This window comes from Rhodococcus sp. OAS809 (assembly GCF_040546695.1).
Taxonomy (GTDB): Bacteria; Actinomycetota; Actinomycetes; order Mycobacteriales; family Mycobacteriaceae; genus Rhodococcus_F; species Rhodococcus_F qingshengii.
The window spans coordinates 942263-956992 of sequence record NZ_JBEPOI010000002.1 but is presented as its reverse complement, the minus strand read 5'-3'; the positions used below and the strand labels follow the sequence as shown (position 1 = coordinate 956992).

Genomic DNA, 14730 nt, shown 5'->3' with positions numbered 1-14730 from the left:
CTCACGCGGGGTTTGGCCAATCTTGCTCGCGAACAACAGGATCGGTACCGGATCACCGCCGGGTCGCGAACTCTGCATTTTGCGTCACCGAGCTTCGACGGCGCCGTACTCGAGCTACTGCTCGCCGGTTCGACCGGCGCGACGATGGTGATCGCCCCTCCCGACATCTACGGAGGGGAGGCGTTGAGCGAGTTCCTCCGAAGCCGCGAGGTCACTCATGCCTTCATCACTCCGGCTGCGCTGGCGACCGTCGATCCGGCGGGCGTGACGTCACTGGAATGCGTAGTCGTCGGCGGCGACGTGTGCACGCCGGAATTGGTCTCGAGCTGGGGCAACGGGCGCAGACTGCACAACGGATACGGTCCGACCGAAACCACTGTCATGGTTGCCATCAGTGACCCACTCTCACCGGGGGAGCCGATCACCATCGGCGGTCCCATCCGCGGAATCGACGCCGTGGTGCTCGACTCTCGGCTGCAACCGGTCCCGATCGGCGGCGTCGGCGAGCTGTACATCGGTGGGCCGGGCCTTGCACGTGGTTACCACCTTCGTCCCGCGCTGACGTCGGATCGGTTTGTCGCGCATCCGTACTCGACGCCCGGTGCCCGGATGTACCGAACCGGTGACCTGGTCCGCTGGACCAAGGACCTGACCCTTCGCTACGTGGGCCGCAGCGATCATCAGCTCAAGATCCGCGGGTTCCGCATCGAACTCGGCGAGATCGACGCTGCTCTGATGGATTCCCCTCTCGTCCAGTTCGCCACGACGATTCCCGTCGAATCCGCCGCGGGTACCACTCTGGCGTCGTACGTGTTGCTGAGCGGCGACGCTGATATCGAGTCGCTGTTCGTGGGACTCGCCGACACGCTGCCGCGGTACATGATTCCGTCGTCGATCACCCCGATCGACGCCATTCCGTTGACTCCGGTCGGCAAACTCGATCGCAGAGCGTTGCCGACGCCGATACCGCGCGAAATCCTCGGAACGGGCCGTGAACCCGAGGCCGGACTCGAACGAACCGTTGCCGACGTGTTCGCTTCACTGCTCGACGTGCCCGAGGTCCGGGCCGGAGACAGCTTCTTCGATCTCGGGGGCAACTCGCTCGTCGCGACGCAGGTGTCCGCGCGGTTGAGCGCAGCGACGGGACTCACGGTGGACGTTCGCTCGATCTTCGAAGCGCCGACCGTCGAAGCGCTCGCTGCACGTCTGGCGGCGAGCGCCGAAGAATCAGACGATCGACCTGCCCTGAGCGCCGGTGCTCGCCCGGACCGCCTACCGCTCTCCGCTGCGCAACAGCGGCTGTGGTTCGTCAATCGCTTCGACCCGCAGTCCGCGGTCTACAACATTCCGTTCGCGATCCGCATCACCGGAGACATCCACGGCGATGCACTCGAGGAGGCGCTTGCGGACGTCGTTGCACGCCATGAGGTGCTTCGAACGATCTACGTCGACAGCGCCGACGGCCCGAGTCAGGTCATCCGAGCAATTTCCGACGTGCAGTTCTCCGTCGAGCGCTACCGCGGATCCGAAGGTATCGAATCCGCGACGACGGAGTTCGCGGCGCGTGGGTTCGATCTCGGTTCGGATCTGCCGATTCGGGCCATGCTGGTGCGCGAGGACACTTTCGCTCACGTACTGGTCGTCGTCATCCATCACATCGCCTTCGACGGCTGGTCCCTGACTCCCTTTGCGGCAGATTTCGTCGCGGCGTACTCCGCACGCGTCGTTGGAGACGCCCCGGTTTTCACACCGCTCGACGTGCAGTACGCCGACTACGCGGTGTGGCAGCAAGACTCGCTCGGACAGGTCGGCGACCAGGAGTCTCTGGTTGCCCGCGAACTGACCTTCTGGACCACTGCCATGGCTGGTGCCCCGGACGAGGTACTGCTACCGGTCGATCGCCCACGCGGATCTGTCTCCACGACCGCCGTCGGATCGGTGCCGATCGTCATCGACGCGGCGACCGGGGAGCGTCTCGCCGCCGTGGCGAGGCGCAGTGGCTCGACGCAGTTCATGGTCGTACACGCGATCCTGGCGGTTGTTCTCGCGCGTCTCGGTGCAACCGACGACGTGGTGGTCGGCACCCCGGTGGCAGGCCGCGGGCGACCCGAGCTGGATTCCCTGATCGGGATGTTCGTCAATTCGGTACCGCTTCGGACGCCGGTTGATCACCGAGCGTCGTTCACCTCCCTGCTCGAGGTCGTCCGTGAACGCGACCTTGCCGCCTTCGCGCACCCCGAGCTGCCCTTCGAGGTGCTGGTCGACGCCCTCGATCTCGACCGGTCCACTACGCGACACCCCCTGTTTCAGGTCATGCTGTCGTACCACCAGAATGTGGTCTCGCCGCAGGTCACGGTCCACGACGCGCATCTCGAAGCGCAAGCACTCGAACCGTCCGTCGCGAAGTTCGACCTCGAGTTCACCCTGCTGGCAGACGATTCCGAGAAGACCGAGATCACCGGGTCGCTCAGGTTCGCCGAGGCGCTCTTCGACATTGCCACCGCGGAAACGATCGCCGCGCGTGTGCAGTCGGTGGCCCGCGCCGTCGCCGCAGATCCGGACGCCGCGATCGACGACCTAGATTTCCTCAGCACCCTCGAGCGGGCGTCGCTGATGCCGGTACGAGGTCCGGCGTGGACCAGTTCGCGCACCTTGGCCGAAATATTGACGCGGACCGCCACCCGTTCAGGCGATTCGGTGGCCCTTCGATCCGGTGACACCACCGTGCTCTACCGAGATCTCTTCGCCCGTGCATCGGCGCTTGCCCGCCGTCTGACCACGGAAGGGATCGGTGCCGAAGACATTGTGGCGATCGCGATTCCGCGCTCGATCGACTCGATCGTCGCCTTGTGGGGCGTTTCCTTGACCGGCGCCGCGTTTGTTCCGGTCGATCCGCGATACCCCGCCGATCGCATTCTGCACATGCTCACCGACTCCGGAGCCACTCGCGGAGTGACGACGGAAGCGGTGATCGAATCACTGCCCCGCCCGGTTCCGTGGATGACAATGGACGACATCCACGGCGACGGTGTCGGGCAGCCGGTTCCGGCCGCGCCGATCCGAATCGACAACCTCGCCTACATCATCTACACCTCCGGATCGACGGGAAAGCCCAAGGGCGTCAGCGTCACTCATCGTGGCCTGAGCGCGTTGGCGGCCGAGCAGACGGCGCGTTACGGCATCTCGGCGCAGTCGCGGACGCTGCACTTCTCCTCACCGAGCTTCGACGCATCCATCCTCGAACTGCTGCTCGCAGTCGGTGAAGGCGCGACGATGGTGATCGCCTCTCCCGACGTCTACGGCGGCCAGGACCTAGCCGAATTGGTCACCGATCACCAGGTGACCCACGCGTTCATCACACCGGCAGCGCTGGCCTCGGTCGATCCCACCGGGCTGGACGTCCTGCAGTCGATCGTTGTCGGTGGCGAGGCATGCCCACCCGAACTGGTCCGCAAGTGGGCACCGGGTCGCCGATTGTTCAACGGCTACGGGCCGACGGAAACCACCGTCATGGTCTGTATCAGTGATGCCTTGAGCGTGGGGGAGACCGTGACCATCGGCGGGCCCGTCCGCGGCGTGTCCGCGGTAATTCTCGACGGCTCGGCTCAGCCGGTACCCGTCGGGGTCACCGGTGAGCTCTACATCGCCGGCCTGGGACTTGCCCGCGGCTACCTCGACCAACCCGCCTTGACGGCGACGCGATTCGTGGCAGCGCCGTTCGGCCCGGCCGGCACCCGCATGTACCGGACCGGTGACCTGGTTCGGTGGACGCCGCTCGGGACGATCGAATACGTCGGGCGCTCCGATCACCAGGTGAAAGTGCGCGGATTCCGCATCGAACTGGGCGAGATCGACTCCGTCCTCAGCACTTACCCCGGCGTCGAGTTCGCGGTCACCGTGGGCGTCGACGCAGCTTCCGGTGAGACGATGTTGGCGTCGTACGTAGTGCTCGGTGCCGATGCGGTCGAGATGGACGAGTTGCTGAGCCATGCGCGCCGCTCACTGCCCGCCTTCATGGTGCCGTCGGCGATCACCCCGATCGATCACGTACCGCTGACCCCCGTCGGGAAGCTCGACCGATCGGCATTGCCGGCGCCGACACTGCGTTCGTCCGAGCGAAGTGTCGAGCCGCTGACGACCGCGACCGAACTCCAGGTTGCCGGCGTCGTGGCGGAACTGCTGGGTATCGAACAGATCAGTGCGTCGGACAGTTTCTTCGAACTCGGTGGCAACTCACTGCTCGCCACCAGACTGGCCCAGCGACTCGGCGAGTCGTTGGGCAGGCAGGTGCCTGTCCGAATGCTGTTCGAGCACCCCGAAATTCGGGAACTTGCCACCGCGCTCGACACATCCGCCGGGGCGAAGGCGCTTCCACCGATCACCGCCGTAGACCGCCCCGAGCGAATTCCGCTGTCCTACGCGCAAGCACGCATCTGGTTCCTCAACCAGATGGATCCCGGCTCACCCGCGTACAACGTCCCTGCTGCGATCTCCCTCGACGGTGCACTCGACGTGCCGGCCCTCGAAGCTGCGGTCCTCGACGTGATCGAAAGGCACGAAATCCTGCGCACGGTGTTCCCCGACTCCGGCACCGGTCCACACCAGGTGATCCAGGATGCATTCACCTCGCTCGAGTACGGAAATGCGGACACCCGTGAACCGGCAGTGCTCGCCAGAGAATTCGCGTCGCGTGGATTCGACATCACGACCCAAGCTCCCGTTCGCGCGCTCCTGCTCGAATCGACGCCGCAGCACCACACACTTGTCATCGTGATCCACCACATCGCGGCGGACGGATGGTCGATCGCGCCGTTGATGAAGGACGTGCTCACCGCCTACGTCGCGAGAAGTTCGGGACACGCTCCCGAGTTCACCCCGCTCGAAGTGCACTACGCGGACTTCGCCATCTGGCAGCGGGAAGCGCTGGGCTCGGTGGACGAATCCGAGAGCGTGCTAGGGGCACAGGCGTCGTACTGGCGGGAGACGTTGCGGGGAGCACCTGAATTGATCGACCTTCCGAGCGATCGAGCGCGTCCGCTCACCCAGTCGTTGAGCGGTGCCCACACCGCGGTCTCGCTTCCGGCGCACACCCGGATCGCGGTCGAGGCGGTTGCCGGAGCCAATGCGGCGACGCCGTTCATGGTGTTGCACGCTGCCTATGCCGTCCTGCTGTCCAGGCTGAGTCGAAGCACGGACATCGTGATCGGATCTCCGGTCGCCGGGCGAGGACACCGAGTTCTCGACGACCTCGTGGGAATGTTCGTGGGCACGGTCGGACTGCGCACGACGGTCGACCCCGGGTCGACGTTCGTCGACGTTCTGCGTACTGTCCGCTCCGTCGATCTCGACGCCTTCGCCCACGCGGATATTCCGTTCGAGCAGGTCGTGGACGTGGTGGCGCCGACCCGGACCACCGACCGTCATCCGGTGTTCCAGACGATGATCTCGTTCCACGGCGCCCACCCGACGACGTGGGACCTGCCTGGACTTGCCGTTCGTGCCCACGAGATCACACCGGACATCGCCAAGTACGACCTGCAGTTCACCGTTGTCGAACAGACCGCGGAGGAAGGCGGCGGCTACGAGGCCTCCCTCACCTACGCGAAGGATCTCTTCGACACCGATACGGCGGAGTCGTTTGCAGTGATGCTGGAAACGATCGTCGAGACACTGACTGCCCAGCCCTCCGCCGTCGTCGGTGACGTGGATCTTGCGGGACGTCGCCTGCGTGCGTTGCCCGGACGTCCGGCCGGCGATGCTTTGACCCTGCCGGAGTTGCTGCTTCGCGGCGCTGCCGATCCGCACGCCCCGGCAATCGTCGACGTCGCCACATCCGTCACGCTCACGTACGGCGAACTCGACCGACGCTCCGACGCTATGGCGTTTGCGTTGATCGCTCGCGGAATAGCGCCGGAAATGATGGTGGCACTGGCGCTTCCGAGGTCGGCCGACTATGTGATCGCGCTCTGGGCCGTAGCGAAAGCCGGCGGAGTGTTTCTTCCCGTGGATCCGGCGTACCCCGCCGAGCGGATCGAGCACATGCTCACCGACAGTGGAGCGGTACTCGGTATCACCAGGGGCGAGTATGCGGCCGACCTTCCGGGCGTCACATCGTGGATCGAGTTGGATGCGATCGAATTCACCACCGAAATCGAGGCAGTCCATTCCGAGACACTGCCGGACGCGCCACTCGAGTTCGACAACCCGGCCTACTTGATCTACACCTCGGGCTCGACAGGAAAACCCAAGGGCGTGTTGGTCACTCACGCGGGACTGGCAGCGTTTGCCGACGAACAGCGGGAGCGTTTCGGCGTCACCGCGCACTCTCGCGCTCTGAGCTTCGCCTCGACGAGCTTCGACGCGTCGGTTCTCGAGCTCCTTCTGGCTTTCGGCGCCGGCGCAACGATGGTGATAGCGCCGCCGACAGTTCTCGGCGGTGTCGAATTGCACGAACTGCTCGACGAGCAGACGATCACCCATGCTTTCGTGACTCCAGCCGCCTTGGCGACTGTCGATCCCGCCGGGCTCGACCATCTCGAAGCCGTCGTCGTCGGCGGCGACGCCTGTTCCGCCGACCTCGTATCTCGGTGGGCACCGGGGCGCCGAATGTTCAACGCGTACGGCCCGACCGAGGCCACCGTCGCAGTCACCATCAGTGATTCGCTGGTCGCGGGGGAGCCCGTGACGATCGGCGGCCCGATCCGCGGCGTGGACGCGATGATTCTCGATTCCCGACTGCACTCGGTTCCCGGCCAGGTCGTCGGTGAGCTCTACGTCAGCGGCGACGGTCTCGCCCGCGGGTACCTCGGCAACCCCGCACTCACAGCCGCGCGCTTCGTCGCCGACCCGCATGGACCCGAAGGCGCTCGGATGTACCGCACCGGGGATCTTGTGCGCGAAGATCGCTCAGGGGCACTGATCTACCTCGGACGCGCAGACCACCAGGTCAAGATCCGAGGGTTCCGAATCGAACTCGGAGAAATCGACGCGGTGCTGGCAGCGGAAGCGTCCGTGCATTCGGCTGTCAGCGTCGTCGTCGGGGAGGGCGTCGACGCTCGGATCGTCGCGTACGTCGTCCCGGCACATGCGGACTTCGACGCCGCCGCGCTACGCCGTCACGCAGGTATATCGCTGCCTGCGCACATGATCCCGTCCGCTGTTGTCGTGATCGGCGCAGTCCCGACCACACCGGCGGGCAAGCTCGATCGCAGCGCTCTGCCTGCTCCCAACTGGGAGTCGCCGAGTGGACGCAGTCCGGAAGGCAGCGACGAGATCGCGATCTGCGCTGCTTTCGCAGAGGTACTCGATCTGGCCGACGTAGACACGTACGCCGATTCGAGTTTCTTCGAACTCGGCGGCAACTCACTCATGGCAACGCGTTTGGTCGCTGCCATCAAAGAACGCACCAGCATGACCGTCCCCGTCGCGTGGATATTCTCCGATCCGACTCCGGAGGCATTGGCGCGCAGACTCTTCGAACTCGAGGCAACAGTTGTGACAAGTGACGCGGATACCTCCGCACTTGCGGTAGTCCTGCCACTACGTCCGGAAGGCCGCGCCGAGCCACTGTTCTGCATCCATCCGGCCATCGGATTGGCCTGGTGCTACGGAGCGCTCGATCGCTACGTCGACTCCAGCCGGCCGCTCTACGGCCTGCAGTCGCCGGTCCTGACGGACTCCGAATTTCGGGCGGAGCTGATCGAGGACTTCGCGGCGCGGTACGTCGAGGAAATTCGCGGAGTTCAGCCGCACGGTCCGTATCACCTGCTGGGGTGGTCGATCGGCGGATTGATCGCTCACGCGGCGGCGGTGCAGTTGCAAGCCGCGGGTGAGAGCGTCGCCGACCTGATTCTGCTCGACAGCTTCGTTCTCGAAGACCCGACGATGGCGGGCGCGCAGCCTTCTCTCGCCGAACTGATCGGCGGGTTGGGGATCTCGGTCCCGGACACCGGCGAGCGTGATCTGACACCCGAGGACGCCGAAGCACTCTTGCGCGAAGCCATCGGCGATCACCCCTTGGTCTCGAGCGATCGGATCGAGCGACTGTTCGAGGAATACTCCGCAGGCGCCGAACTGGCTCACCGATACCGCCCGGGCAAGTTCGTGGGCGATCTGCTGTTCTTCTCGGCACACGCCGACACCTTCGACCCGCTGCGAACCGCGTCGGCGTGGCGACCGTTCGTCTCCGGGGTGATCATCGACCGTCCGGTGCCCACGTCACACGCCGAAATGTTCACCGAGGCAGGTCTGGAGGCGATCGGACCCGTGATCAACCTTGCGGTCGGAACGGGTCGTCACGCGGCCCCGGACGTCGACGCAGAGTTGGACGCTCTGATCGAGGTCCAAGACGTGCGCGGCTGACTCAGGCTCGTTTCTTCCTCGGTGTGGTCGACTTCGACGAGCCGGCCTTGGAGGCGTTCGACTTCGCTTCGTCCACACTGCGCTGCAGTGCGGCAACCAGGTCGACCACCTCCGCATCGGTGCCCTCTTGGTCGACCTCGGCGGCGGGGATGACCTTCTTGCCGCCGTTCTCGATCATCTCGTCGAGCAACTGCCGCAGTTGGAGCTGGTAGTCGTCGGTGAACTCGGTCGGATCGAAATCGCCCGCCATGCTCTCGACGAGCGTCTGCGCCATCTTCAGTTCCTTGGCCTTCGGCTTCTCCACGTCGTCGAGCGAAGGGAACTCTGCTGCGCGAACTTCGTCGGGCCACAGCAACGTCTGGATCACCAGGACGCCGTCGCGAGCGCGCATCGCGGCCAGGCGCGTCTTCTGTCGCAGCGTGAAATGCACCAGTGCCGTTCGATCACTCTCGGTGAGCACAGTCGAAAGCAGGACGTACGCCTTCGGCGACGCCGAATCGGGTTCGAGGAAGTAACTCTTCTCGAACAAGATCGGATCGATCTGATCGTTCGGCACGAATTCCAGCACCGGAATCTCGTGCTTCTCCGCAGCCGGGAGTTTGTTGAAGTCCTCGTCGCTCAAGATGACGCGCGATCCGTCTTCCGAGTCGTACGCCTTGTCGATGTCCGCGAACTGAACCGTGTTTCCGCACTCGGAACACACACGGTTGTACTTGATGCGGCCACCGTCTTTTGCATGGACCTGGTGAAATCGGATGTCGTGGTCCTCGGTCGCCGAGTACACCTTGACCGGGACGTTGACCAGACCGAAGGCTATCGAGCCTTTCCAAATCGAGCGCATGCCTCCCATGATGGTCGCCGCCGGCCGTTTGCGCGAGGCAAACGATCACGGTTGATCCCGAACCGTTGCGTGTGGATGGGTCGGTTCGGGGCGTATCGAGCGGGTATCCGCTTCGAGAACCCGACTCGCACACCTGGGGGACGCTCCGATGAGAATCCGAACCTACCGTCGACGCGTCACCGCGGCGCTGGCGATTTCACTGGTTCCACTGCTGTTTGCGCCTTTGCCCGCGAACGCAGATCCGGCACGAACCGTAACCATCAGCGTCCACTCCGATGCGATGGGCCGCGACATTCCACTCGAGATGATCCTCCCCGCCGACACGAGCGCCCCACGGCCCACGTTGTATCTGCTCAACGGCGCCGGTGGTGGCGAGGACAGTGCAACGTGGGAAGGACGGACCGATGTCCTGGACTTCTTCGCCGACAAGAACGTCAACGTCGTGACGCCGCTGGAAGGAGCGTTCAGCTACTACACCGACTGGCAGAAAGACGATCCCGTACTCGGGCGCAACAAGTGGCAGACGTTCCTCACTCGCGAACTGCCGCCCGTCATCGATGCGCAGTTCGGTACCAACGGGGTCAACTCCATCGCGGCGATTTCGATGACGGCGACGTCGGTACTCAATCTCGCGATCTCGGCACCAGGGCTCTATCGGAGTGTCGGGGCCTACAGCGGGTGCGCGGAGACTTCCACCCAGCCGGGTCAGGACTATGTGCGGTTGGTGGTCGGCGCGCGGGGTGGCGCTGATCCGACAAACATGTGGGGACCGTTCGACGGTCCGGGGTGGCGCGAGAACGATCCGGTCGTGAACGCGGAGAAGTTGCGGGGGACCGCACTGTACGTTTCCACCGGATCCGGGCTGCCAGGTCCGCACGACAACCTTCAGGCACCCGATGTGAACGGAAATCCCGGAGCCCTCCTTAATCAGATCGTCGTCGGCGGCATCATCGAATCCGCGGTCAACGGGTGCACGCACGGCTTGGCGGACCGACTGAACGCACTGGGCATCCCCGCGACGTTCGACTTCAAGCCGACCGGAACCCACTCGTGGGGCTACTGGCAGGACGACCTACACAATTCCTGGCCGATGATCGCCGGCTCGATGGGAGCGCAGTAGTCGGTCCGGAGTGCTCACCTCAGAAACGGCGCGCGCATCAACGTCTTTCGGACGTGCCACGGTGACGATCGGAACAGGGTTGCCATCACCTTCGCCGTCGCGGACGCGTCCCGCCGATCGGACAGGTAGGACCGCTGAGCCTCGACCGGTAGATCGAAGAACGTGTCGAAGAATGTCGCGACCTCTCCCGAGCCGAGGGTGAGAAGTGTGTTCAGGCCAACGCGGCGAAGGGCAGACACCGCCTTGGCCGACCGCGGCCAGAGCGCCGCGTTGGGATCTCCACCGTCGGCGATTGCTTTGGCGACAGCGTCTGCCTCGGCGAGTGACGAGGCAACGCTGTATCCGGTTCCCGGATGCATCAGACCGCCTCGCCCGCCGAAACGGAGGACACCGTCGGGGAACGATTCCTTCGGGCCTTCGACTGCAAAACGGACTCGCTCGACCGGTGCGTCGTCGGGGACTTCGCAGCCCCGATTGCGAAGCCGGGTGCGCAGACGCGCTTCGAGTTCGCGGAGCCCCAACGCCGGCCGGCCGACGAGGCAGGTCTCCTCGAGGAGAACTCGCTCGTCATCGAGTGGGACCGCATAGAGAAACGACGGAGTGTCGGCGTCGGAGGCGCCGTTGTCTGTTCGCCAGTCCATGAACCAGGCTTCGCCACCACCCAGAATCGGATCGGCCAGAGCGCGGTCGACGATCACTCCGAAGGCGGTCTGCTGGGCGATTGTCACCGTCAGTTCGGTACCCCGGGCGTCGATGACGACGGAACCTGTCAGCTGCGATCCGTCCACGCACAGGACGGCGGTAGGTGACAGTGTTTGAGCACGCAAGGCTCTGAACTGTACGGATGTGCCTGAGAGAAATGATTGCAGTAAAGATGTATTCAATACGCAATATGTGCGATCAAGCGTTTTCTGTCTGCGGGTCCACACGCTCGGGCGTTCGATCCGGCTTGCGATCACATCGACCGGCAGCCACGACGGCAGCTCGTCAGCCCACGCCGAATAGGTCGGCGTCCACACCCGATGGGGATGCGGATCGACAACGACGACGGTGAGTTGCCGGGCGATACAGCGGGTGGCGAGTGCCCGCCCGGCCGGGCCGCCACCGACGATCACCACGTCGGCGGAGGAGTTGTCTGTGCTCACGACCGGCGCACTACATCGATCCCGTTGCGAGCAGACCGCCGTCGACCCGGACCGTTTCGCCCGTGATCCACGCCGCCGCGTCGGAGACGAGGAAGCCGACCAGACCGGCAACGTCCTCGGGGGTGCCGAGCCGCTTCATCGGGTAGCCCGCCGACGCCTTGTCCTCGCCGGCAGCGACCAGGGCTGCCGCGAACTGCGTCTTGACGATCCCGGGAGCTACGGCGTTGACACGAATCTTCGGTCCCAGTTGCCAGGCCAGTTCTTCCGTCAGGCGGATGAGCGCAGCCTTCGACGCGCCGTACGCCGCGATGACGCCCGTCGACCGGATCCCGGCCACACTTGCCAGGTTCACGACGGCTCCACCGTGTTCGCCCATCCATGCCCGATGTGCTTGCTGGACGTAACCGAGGGCGGCAACCACATTCACGTCGAAGATCTTGCGCACGGCGTCGAGGTCCGCTTCCATGAGCGAACCGAAGACGGGGTTGATTCCGGTGTTGTTGACCAGAATGTCGAGTGAACCGAATTCGGACACGGCGCGGTCGACGGCACCGGAGCGGGCTTCGGCATCGGCTGCGTTGCCCGCGAATGCGACGACCTTTCCGCCGTGCCCCAGAGCGGACAGCTCGGATGCGGCGGCCTCGAGAGGCTCCGGCTTGCGGGCTGTGATCAAGACGTCGGCACCGCGAGCGAGGAGTTCGGCGGCGACAGCTTTGCCGATTCCGCGACTTGCGCCGGTGACGATGGCGGCACGGCCTTCGAGGTCGCGAGGACGAGTGCTGTTTTCGCTAGTCATGTCCCGAACGTTAGCGGACTCACACGCTGCTGGTCGGAACGACCGTCAGGTCACGGTAAAATCGATAGTTCTTGTGTCTGTAGTCAGGCATTGTTTACCCGTATTCGTCGTTTTTCCTGAGGAGTTTGCTTGATTACCGCCACTGACCTCGAAGTTCGTGCCGGTGTCCGCACCCTTCTCACGGCTCCCGGGCCTTCGTTGCGCATCCAGCCGGGCGACCGGATCGGACTCGTCGGACGTAACGGAGCCGGAAAGACGACCACACTGCGCATCCTCGCCGGCGAAGGTGAGGCATATGCGGGAAGCGTCGTACGTACCGGTGAACTCGGATACCTCCCGCAGGACCCCAAAGAGGGCGACCTGAGCGTCCTCGCCAAGGACCGGGTTCTCTCCGCACGTGGCCTCGACACGATGCTCCGCGAGATGGAGAAGCAGCAGATTCTGATGGGCGAGGTGCTCGATCAGGAATCGCAGGACCGCGCGGTCAAGAAGTACGGTCAGCTCGAGGATCGGTTCTCGGCCCTCGGCGGATACGAAGCCGAGAGTGAAGCCGCACGCATCACCAGCAGCCTCGGTCTCGAAGACCGCATTCTCGGGCAGCCGCTCAGCACGCTGTCCGGCGGTCAGCGTCGTCGCGTCGAATTGGCGCGCATCCTCTTCGCCGCCTCCGACGGCAGCGGTGCCCGCTCGGACACGACTCTGCTGCTCGACGAGCCCACCAACCACCTCGACGCCGACTCCATCACCTGGCTGCGTGGCTTCCTCCAGAACCACGAGGGTGGACTGGTGGTCATCAGCCACGACGTCGACCTGCTCAACGACGTCGTCAACCGCGTGTGGTTCCTCGATGCCGTCCGCGGTGAGGCCGACGTCTACAACATGAACTGGAAGAAGTACCTCGACGCTCGTGCCACGGACGAGCAGCGTCGTCGCCGCGAGCGCGCCAATGCCGAGAAGAAGGCCGGTGCGCTGCGGATTCAGGCCGCCAAGATGGGCGCAAAGGCAACCAAGGCCGTCGCGGCTCAGAACATGGCCAAGCGAGCCGACAAATTGATGGCGAACCTCGATGCCGAACGTGTCTCGGACAAGGTTGCGCGGATTCGTTTCCCCGAACCCGCCGCTTGTGGCAAGACTCCTCTGATGGGCAAGAACCTCACCAAGGTGTACGGCTCGCTCGAGATCTTCACCGGTGTCGATCTCGCGATCGATCGTGGGTCTCGTGTGGTGATCCTCGGACTCAACGGTGCAGGTAAGACCACACTGCTCCGCATCCTCGCGGGCGCGGAGAAAGCGGACGCTGGTGAGCTGATCGCCGGTCACGGACTCAAGGTCGGCTACTTCGCTCAGGAGCACGACACCCTCGACGACGACGCGTCCGTGTGGGAGAACATCCGCCACGCCGCGCCGGACACAGGGGAGCAGGAACTGCGTTCGCTGCTCGGTGCCTTCATGTTCACCGGCCCGCAGCTCGAACAGCCGGCCGGAACGCTCTCGGGTGGTGAAAAGACGCGTCTGGCTCTGGCCGGTCTGGTGTCGTCCGCTGCCAACGTTCTGCTTCTCGACGAGCCCACCAACAACCTGGACCCGATCTCACGCGAGCAGGTGCTCGACGCGCTCCGCAGCTACACCGGTGCCGTCGTCCTGGTCACCCACGATCCGGGTGCTGCCGAGGCACTCAACCCCGAGCGGGTCATCCTCCTGCCCGACGGCAACGAGGACCACTGGTCGCAGGAGTACCTCGAGCTGATCCAGCTCGCCTAACCCCCTGTGCGCCTTTTTGGTAGTGGGAACTACCAAAAAGGCGCACAGGGGCGAAGCCCCTCAATCTCGCCGCCGCACCGATTCCTCGACCAGATCGAGAACCGCTGACAGGTTGTCGACGCCGTGGCCGGAGGCGATTCTCGCGACCAGGCCGTCCATCACCAGATCCAGATACCCGATCAGAATTTCGGTGGGGACGTCGTCACGGAGTCTGCCTGCCGATTTCTGTCTGGCGAGACGCGCACTGGTCGCTTCCGTCAGTTCTACGGAGCGCTGTGACCACTTCTCGCGGAAATCGGCGTCGTTGCGCAGTCGACGCGCTATCTCCAGTCGCGTTCCCAGCCAATCGAATTGGTCGGGCTGCGCGAGCATGTCCCGCATGACCTGGACGAGGCCCTCTTCGGCGACGACATCTGCCATCCGGCTCGCATCCTCGCTTGCGAGAGCGAGGAACAGGCCGTCCTTGTCCTTGAAGTGATGGAAGATCGCTCCGCGGGACAAACCGGTGACTTCTTCGAGACGGCGAACTGTGGCGCCGTCGTAGCCGTATTCCGCAAAGCAGCGGCGGGCGCCGTCAAGGATCTGACTGCGCCGTGCCGCGAGATGGTCTTCACTGACCTTGGGCACGGGCATCCCTCCTTTGTCGGGTTGCCTGTGAACACTTTCGGCCGTAGGCGCTGAATGTCGACTCAGTGCACAAAGCGCT

General features: G+C 64.6%; 7 protein-coding genes. 3 read left to right on the top strand and 4 right to left on the bottom strand.

The genetic code is table 11. The features are described 5' to 3' along the window. Window positions 1-12 precede the first annotated feature (12 nt). Window positions 13-8361, top strand: a complete 8349-nt coding sequence (locus ABIE52_RS07315) for a non-ribosomal peptide synthetase (protein ID WP_354541475.1) — start codon at window positions 13-15, stop codon at window positions 8359-8361. Window position 8362: 1 nt separating this feature from the next. Here the strand turns inward: ABIE52_RS07315 and ku are convergent, their stop codons facing one another. Beyond that, window positions 8363-9202: a non-homologous end joining protein Ku gene (gene ku, locus ABIE52_RS07310; protein ID WP_172932851.1), complete on the bottom strand. Its 840-nt coding sequence runs from the start codon at window positions 9200-9202 to the stop codon at window positions 8363-8365. A gap of 148 nt (window positions 9203-9350) precedes the next feature. Between ku and ABIE52_RS07305 the strand changes: the two genes are divergently transcribed. After that, window positions 9351-10322, top strand: coding sequence for an alpha/beta hydrolase (locus ABIE52_RS07305; RefSeq protein WP_192712426.1), 972 nt, complete (start codon window positions 9351-9353; stop codon window positions 10320-10322). A 14-nt stretch (window positions 10323-10336) separates the two neighbouring features. On the opposite strand, the gene ABIE52_RS07300 is transcribed toward ABIE52_RS07305, so the two are convergent. Together ABIE52_RS07300 and ABIE52_RS07295 are read right to left on the bottom strand one after the other, a co-directional pair. Next, window positions 10337-11467 carry a lycopene cyclase family protein gene (locus tag ABIE52_RS07300; protein WP_192712425.1) on the bottom strand — a complete coding sequence of 377 codons (1131 nt, stop codon included), beginning with the start codon at window positions 11465-11467 and terminating at the stop codon, window positions 10337-10339. A 10-nt stretch (window positions 11468-11477) separates the two neighbouring features. Continuing rightward, window positions 11478-12263, bottom strand: a complete 786-nt coding sequence (locus ABIE52_RS07295; RefSeq protein WP_047270400.1) for an SDR family oxidoreductase — start codon at window positions 12261-12263, stop codon at window positions 11478-11480. A 129-nt stretch (window positions 12264-12392) separates the two neighbouring features. On the opposite strand from ABIE52_RS07295, the gene ABIE52_RS07290 reads away from it, so the two are divergent. Beyond that, window positions 12393-14024, top strand: coding sequence for an ABC-F family ATP-binding cassette domain-containing protein (locus ABIE52_RS07290; protein WP_003944932.1), 1632 nt, complete (start codon window positions 12393-12395; stop codon window positions 14022-14024). Window positions 14025-14084: 60 nt separating this feature from the next. Here the strand turns inward: ABIE52_RS07290 and ABIE52_RS07285 are convergent, their stop codons facing one another. Beyond that, window positions 14085-14651 (bottom strand): TetR/AcrR family transcriptional regulator, encoded by a 567-nt coding sequence (locus ABIE52_RS07285; protein ID WP_003944970.1) that lies wholly within the window; start codon window positions 14649-14651, stop codon window positions 14085-14087. Window positions 14652-14730: the final 79 nt, after the last annotated feature.

What these genes read in the sequence shown, in the direction of transcription:
- ku (WP_172932851.1), bottom strand. Translation starts at nt 9,202, where the DNA reads ATGCGCTCGATTTGGAAAGGCTCGATAGCCTTCGGTCTGGTCAACGTC.
- ABIE52_RS07305 (WP_192712426.1), top strand. Translation starts at nt 9,351, where the DNA reads ATGAGAATCCGAACCTACCGTCGACGCGTCACCGCGGCGCTGGCGATT.
- ABIE52_RS07295 (WP_047270400.1), bottom strand. Translation starts at nt 12,263, where the DNA reads ATGACTAGCGAAAACAGCACTCGTCCTCGCGACCTCGAAGGCCGTGCC.